6 protein-coding genes are annotated in these 6,165 nt (G+C 70.6%); 4 read left to right on the forward strand and 2 right to left on the reverse strand.

Annotated elements, in window-relative coordinates; translation table 11 throughout:
• Positions 1 to 18 precede the first annotated feature (18 nt).
• Positions 19 to 1,917, forward strand: coding sequence for a DUF2207 family protein (locus H516_RS0104295; RefSeq protein ID WP_026378413.1), 1,899 nt, complete (start codon positions 19 to 21; stop codon positions 1,915 to 1,917).
• Positions 1,918 to 1,961: 44 nt separating this feature from the next.
• Here H516_RS0104295 and H516_RS0104300 read toward each other — a convergent pair whose 3' ends face one another.
• The gene (locus tag H516_RS0104300; protein WP_022888490.1) at positions 1,962 to 2,183 is read right to left on the reverse strand and encodes a hypothetical protein; all 222 of its coding nucleotides are present in this window, start codon (positions 2,181 to 2,183) and stop codon (positions 1,962 to 1,964) included.
• Between the two features lie 57 nt (positions 2,184 to 2,240).
• On the opposite strand from H516_RS0104300, the gene H516_RS0104305 reads away from it, so the two are divergent.
• The 3 genes from H516_RS0104305 (at position 2,241) to H516_RS0104315 (ending at position 5,885) form a co-directional block, all read left to right on the forward strand.
• Positions 2,241 to 2,972, forward strand: a complete 732-nt coding sequence (locus H516_RS0104305; protein WP_022888491.1) for a ZIP family metal transporter — start codon at positions 2,241 to 2,243, stop codon at positions 2,970 to 2,972.
• A gap of 215 nt (positions 2,973 to 3,187) precedes the next feature.
• Positions 3,188 to 5,311 (forward strand): DEAD/DEAH box helicase, encoded by a 2,124-nt coding sequence (locus H516_RS0104310; RefSeq protein ID WP_022888492.1) that lies wholly within the window; start codon positions 3,188 to 3,190, stop codon positions 5,309 to 5,311.
• 106 nt (positions 5,312 to 5,417) lie between these two features.
• Entirely contained in the window at positions 5,418 to 5,885 is a 468-nt protein-coding gene (locus tag H516_RS0104315) for a hypothetical protein (RefSeq protein ID WP_022888493.1), read from the forward strand.
• On the opposite strand, the gene H516_RS0104320 is transcribed toward H516_RS0104315, so the two are convergent.
• The coding region (locus tag H516_RS0104320; protein WP_022888494.1) for an integrase core domain-containing protein at positions 5,860 to 6,165 on the reverse strand (306 nt) is incomplete at its 5' end. The genes H516_RS0104315 and H516_RS0104320 overlap by 26 nt on opposite strands.

Here is a 6,165-nt window from a genome sequence, read left to right on the forward strand (position 1 = left end):
GCGGGCTAGCGTTGGGGCATGCCCCGTCGCCCCGCCCGCCGCGCCCCCAGCGGGCGGCGCGCCGCCGCGCGCTTCTCCGTGGCGGTCGCCCTGCTCCTGGCCGGCGCCGTCGGCGCGTCGCCCGCGACAGCGGGGGAGCACGCGGCATCCGACCCGGCCGGCGCGGCGGCCGACCCGGCCGCCGTCGCGCCGCTCGGCGTGCGTGCGGGGGTCGACGACTTCAGGTTCGACTCCTTCGACGCCGTCTACGAACTCTCGCTCGACGACGAGGGCCGCTCGGTGATGGAGGTCACCGAGACGCTCGTCGCCGTGTTCCCCGAATTCGACCAGAACCGCGGCATCCGGCGGGCGATCCCGCTCGGCTACGACGGGCATCCCGTCGACCTCGTGGTCGAGTCGGTGACGGATGCCTCGGGCGCACCGCGACCGTACGAGACCGAGACCGACGAGGACGACGAGTTCCTGCTCGTCACCAGCCGCGCCGACGAGTTCCTGCACGGCGAGCAGACGTACGTGTTCCGCTACCGCATGCACAACGTCACCCACGTGCCCGATGACGCGGCGATCGACGAGATCTACTGGGACGTCAACGGCACGGGCTGGGCGCAGCCGTTCGGGGTCGTCCGCGGCGAACTGCGTCTCTCGGCCGAACTCGCCAAGGCGATGACCGGCAGCACGGCCTGCTTCCGCGGGCGGTCCGGGTCGACCGATCTGTGCGAGGCGATGACGGTCGAACCGGTCGACGGCGGGGCCGTCGTCGTGGCCGAGGCCGCCGCGATCGGGCCGTACGAGAACCTCAGCTTCGCGGTCGCGTTCGAGCAGGGCACCGTGGTGCCGCGCGACGATGCCTTCTCGTCGTCGCCCGCGGCGATCGGCAGCGCGGTGGCGGCGTTCGTCGCGGCGGTGATCGCGGCCGTCGCGCTCGGGTTCAGGCTCGGTCGATGGCGCAGCCACCCGGGCCGCGGCACGATCATCGCGCAGTACGAACCGCCGGCGGGCGTCTCGGCGTTCGTCGCCGCAGAACTCATGGGGGCGATGTCGAGGGGCGTCACCGCGACGGTGCTCGAACGCGCCGTCGCCGGTGAACTCCGCATCGTGGAGGAGGGGTCGCGTCGCTATTCGGCCCGGTTCACGGGCGGCGGACCGGCGGGCGACGAGCACAGCCAGGCCGTCGTCGAGGCGCTGTTCGGCCACCCGCCGCAGCCGGGCGCCGTGCGCGAGATGACGTCGAGCGACGCTGCGCTCGGCAAACTGCTGCTGGCGATCAGGCAGCGGGTGTCGAGCGGGGTCGTCGCCGCCGGGCTCAGGCGCAGTCCCGACGTCGGCCTCCGCGTCGGGCTCGCGATCGGCGCGGCGCTCGCGGCGGTCGCGAGTCTCGTGATGGGCGTCATCGCGCTCGTGACGGTGATGGGCGGGGCATGGCCGGCGCTCTGCTTCATCGTGGCGGTCCTCGCGGCACTGCTTGCGATCGGGCTGGTCGCGAGCGTGCGGCCGTTGACCGAGCGCGGCCGAGAACTGCACGACCACCTCGAGGGGCTGCGAATCTACATCCGGCTCGCCGAGGCCGACCGCCTCCGGGTGCTCCAGGGCCCGAGCGGCGCGCTGCGGGTCGACACGAACGATCTCGGCCAGGTGCTGAAGCTCAACGAGCGGCTGCTGCCGTACGCCGTGCTGTTCGGCTTCGAGCGCGACTGGAGCCGCGAACTCGCCGCGCTCTACGAGCAGCTCGGCACGGAGCCGGGCTGGTACTCGGGCGGCAGCGGCTTCAACGCGGCGTACTTCTCCGCGGGTGTGGCCTCGTTCTCGAGCTCGTCGAACAGCTCGTGGTCGGGGGCGAGCGCGAGTTCCTCCTCGAGCGGCTCGGGCGGCGGCTCGTCGGGCGGCGGAGGCGGAGGTGGCGGCGGCGGGGGCGTGTGAGCCCGCCTCAGACGCGCGAGACCCGTGCGACCCGCTGAACGCCGCTACTCGGCTCCGTCGGCGCCGGCCGAAGCCGCGCGCTCGTCGCCGAGGTCGACGCGGCGCTCGGCATCGAGACCCGCGAGCTCGTCGTCGAGCACGTCGTCGAGCGAGCGCTCGTCGTCGTCGTGCGCCTCGTCGGCCTCGTCGAACTCGGTGTCCTGCGAGACCGTGAAATCGTCGTCCTCGGGCGCGAACTCCGCACCCGCCCCCGCGAGCTCGTCCATGTCTCAAGGGTAGGCGCGTCGGCGGCGATCTGGTAGCCCCGGCCCTATGCTCGCACCATGGCCGACTGGATTCTCGCCGGCACCGCCGGGCTTCTCGCCGGGGGCGCGCTCCTGGTCGGTGCCGTCATCGCCTGGTACGTGACGGTGCCGGTGCGCGTCGTGGCGTCGGTCATGGCGTTCGGCTCGGGCGTGCTCGTCTCGGCGCTCGCCTTCGACCTCGTGCTCGAGGCGCAGGAGGAGGGCGGCTTCTGGCCGACCGTCGGCGGGTTCGCCGTCGGCGCGATCGTCTACGTGTTCGCGAACCAGCTGCTCGACCGCCTCGACAAGCGCAACCCGCGGGGCACGGGTGAAGACCCGGGCACCGGCACGGGCATCGCCGTGGGAGCGCTCCTCGACGGCATCCCGGAGTCGGCGGTGCTCGGCCTCAGCATGGTCGGCGGCGGGGGAGTGAGTATCCCGGTCTTCGTCGCCATCCTGATCTCGAACATTCCCGAGGGGCTGTCGTCGACGGCCTCGTTGAAGGAGAGCGGGCGGTCGCGCACGTACGTCTTCGTGCTGTGGGCGGGTATCGCCGTCGCGAGCGCGCTGGCGTCGCTCGCGGGGTTCGTCCTGCTCGACGAGGCCCCGGGCGAGCTGACGGCGTTCATCACGGCGATCGCCGCGGGCGCCATCCTCGCGATGATCTGCGACACGATGATCCCCGAGTCGTTCCGCACGGCGCACGCCTTCACGGGGCTCCTCGCGACCGGGGGCTTCCTGCTCAGCTACGCCGTGCACGTCGTGGGCTGAGCGTCGTTTCACGGGAGGGGCCTCGCGCCCGCTAGAATGGGTGCAGCGCCCGACGAATCCGTTCTTCGGCCGACCGTGCGAGCCTCGCTCGCCGCTGCTCGGTTCGGGATTCGGCGTACCGCGCAGCGCGGCATCCGAGCCGTCGCGTGCGGGCTCGATCACCAGGTGGTGCCGAGGGGGCGTGCCGGGCACGGCACGAAGGAAACGGGAGGACCATGGCCCAGACGAGGCAGCGGCAGCGTACGCGTTCGCGCGACGACGAAGCACCCATCATCCCGATCCTCGCCCGCAAGGTGCGAGAGGTCGAGCAGAAGGCGCAGAAGGGCAAACTCGGCCCGACGAACCGCACCAAGTTCCAGGTCATCGCGCTGCTCATGCGCGAAGAACGCGCCCGCGTGAAGGCCGACGCCGAGGTCGGCGACGCCGCGCGCGGCGAGCTGCTGAAGCGCCTCGACGGCATCGCGCAGATCCTCGCGAAGACGGCGGCCCGCGACACCAGCCTCATCCAGCTGCTCGAACCGGATGCCTCGATCTCGACCGTCGCCCAGCGATTCCGCCGCGACTGGCTGCTCGAGTCGGGTGCCGAGCTCAGCCCCGACGAACTCATCATCACGCGCGAGCCCGAGGTGAAGATCGAGGTGTCCGAGAACCAGGTCATCCCCGCCTCGGTGAAGTCGCGCCAGCTCGCGAACCCGTTCCTCGCCCCCGACTTCTCGAAGCCCGCCGCGCCCCTCGTGCCGGTGCGCCGGCTCGCGAACTGGGAACTGCTCGGCCCCCTGTTCAAGTCGTTCGAGCAGGGCTCGGGCGGCCAGGCCGCCTCGATGGAGCTGCCCGAAGCGCCGAAGGCCGACCGGCTCTCGCCGCGCGGCCTCGAGCTCATGAAGCATCAGGTGCGTTTCATCGAGAGCGCCCGCGAGGGGCACCGCGCGTTCCTGCTCGCCGACGAGCCGGGGCTCGGCAAGACGGCCCAGTCGGTGCTCGCGGCATCCGTCGCGAACGCGTACCCGCTGCTCGCGGTGGTGCCGAACGTCGTGAAGATGAACTGGGCGCGCGAAGTCGAGCGGTGGACGCCGCACCGCAGGGCCACGGTGATCCACGGTGACGGCGACACGCTCGATGCCTTCGCCGACGTGGTCATCGTGAACTACGACGTGCTCGACCGGCACATGGCGTGGCTGTCGACGCTCGGCTTCCGCGGCATGGTCGTCGACGAGGCGCATTTCATCAAGAACCTCCAGTCGCAGCGTTCGAAGAACGTGCTCGCCCTCGCCGAGCGCATCCGCAGGTCGACGCCCGGCGGCGACCCGCTGCTGCTCGCCCTCACGGGTACGCCGCTCATCAACGACGTCGACGACTTCCGCGCGATCTGGAAGTTCCTCGGCTGGATCGACGGCGACAAGCCGTCGGCCGAGCTCCTCGCGAAGCTCGAGGAGAATGGGCTCACGCCCGCAGAACCCGGCTTCTACTCGGCGGCGCGGCGCACCGTCATCGACCTCGGCATCGTGCGCCGCCGCAAGGTGGATGTCGCGGCCGACCTGCCGGCGAAGCGCATCGCCGACCTCCCCGTCGAACTCGACGACGAGCTCGGCCGCTCGGTGCGCGCCGCCGAGCGCGAGCTCGGCAACCGGCTGGCGTCTCGCTTCCGCGCGCTCGTCGAGGCGCGCCACCTGCGCGTCGGCGACCTCGACGACGACACCCGCGACCAGTTCATCCGCGCGGTCGCGAGCGCCGAGCTCGAGGAGTCGAAGTCGGCGAAGTCGGGCGAGAACGTCTTCACCATGGTGCGCCGCATCGGCCAGGCGAAGGCGGGCCTCGCGGCCGACTACGCCGCCCAGCTGGCACGCTCGGTCGGCAAGGTCGTGTTCTTCGCGAAGCACATCGACGTGATGGACCAGGCCGAGGCCGCGTTCGCCTCGCGCGAGCTGCGCACGGTGTCGTTGCGCGGCGACCAGACGGCCCTGCAGCGCCAGGCGGCGATCGACGCCTTCAACAAGGACCCCGAGGTGCACGTCGCCGTCTGCTCGCTCACCGCGGCGGGCGTCGGCGTCAACCTGCAGGCCGCGTCGAACGTCGTGCTCGCCGAGCTCAGCTGGACCGCCGCCGAGCAGACCCAGGCGATCGACCGCGTGCACCGCATCGGCCAGGACGAGCCCGTGACGGCCTGGCGCATCATCGCCGCGCACACGATCGACGCCCGCATCGCCGAGCTGATCGACTCGAAGCAGGGCCTCGCGGCCCGCGCGCTCGACGGCCAGGACGTCGAACCCGGTTCGGCCGACTCGGTGCAGCTCGATGCGCTGCAGCACCTGCTGCGGCAGGCGCTGGACGGGGTGTTGTAGTCGCGAACATCACGAATCGGTATCGCTTCGTCAAGGTGCTTTCCCTGTTCCGTGTGTGACGGTTAGTTTCGCTGCGCGGCATCTCTCTCGGGCCGACATTGGTGTTGTGTCCTTGGAGGAAGCCGTGCGCTTTCAGTACCGCCTCGCGCTTGTTTGGTCGTTGGTGACTGCGCTTGTCGTAGGTGTTGTCACGCCGGTTGGTGCCGAAGAGAATCCGACCGATCCGGAGCGGGTGTCGACGGAGGAAGTCCTCCAGCTTCCGATGGAAGAGTCAGCTGATCCTGTGCAGCCCGACTCGTCTCTGCTGGCGTCGGATACGCCGGGGGCCGTGGTTGAGACGGCGGCTCCCGCGGACGAGCCGTCGGGAGGGCCGGTAGGGCTTGTCGCCGACGGTGAATTGCCTCCGGAGTCGGCGATTGTTGATCGTGATGTGTTCGAGACGACGTACGACATGGGCGACGGCGTGAAGATGGTGCAGCTTTCGCAGGAGCCGCTGAACGTCGAGATCGATGGTGAGTGGGTGAACCGTCCCAGGTTTGATGCCGCTGTTATGCGGGTTGCGGCTCTCGGGTGAGTGTCGCGTAGTGGGCAGCCTCGTATTCGTTTGGGCTGACCATGCCGAGGCTACCGTGGAGCCTGCGGTGGTTGTACCAGTCGACCCAGCCGGCGGTCGCGAACTCGACGTCCGCGATCGTCTTGTACGGGCCGTCGTGGAAGATCGTGGTGCGGATGCACTCGGCCTTGTACAGCCCGTTGATCGTCTCCATGAGCGCGTTGTCATACGCGTCGCCGACCGTCCCGATCGACGGGGCGATCTGCTCCAACGCGAGGTGATCGGTCAGCACGATCGATGT

Origin of the sequence: Agromyces italicus DSM 16388, assembly GCF_000421545.1 — a bacterium.
GTDB lineage: Bacteria > Actinomycetota > Actinomycetes > Actinomycetales > Microbacteriaceae > Agromyces > Agromyces italicus.

Bases quoted from the DNA above. Each gene is read 5' to 3' on its own strand.
- H516_RS0104295 (WP_026378413.1), top strand. From the start codon at position 19: ATGCCCCGTCGCCCCGCCCGCCGCGCCCCCAGCGGGCGGCGCGCCGCC.
- H516_RS0104300 (WP_022888490.1), bottom strand. From the start codon at position 2,183: ATGGACGAGCTCGCGGGGGCGGGTGCGGAGTTCGCGCCCGAGGACGAC.
- H516_RS0104305 (WP_022888491.1), top strand. From the start codon at position 2,241: ATGGCCGACTGGATTCTCGCCGGCACCGCCGGGCTTCTCGCCGGGGGC.
- H516_RS0104310 (WP_022888492.1), top strand. From the start codon at position 3,188: ATGGCCCAGACGAGGCAGCGGCAGCGTACGCGTTCGCGCGACGACGAA.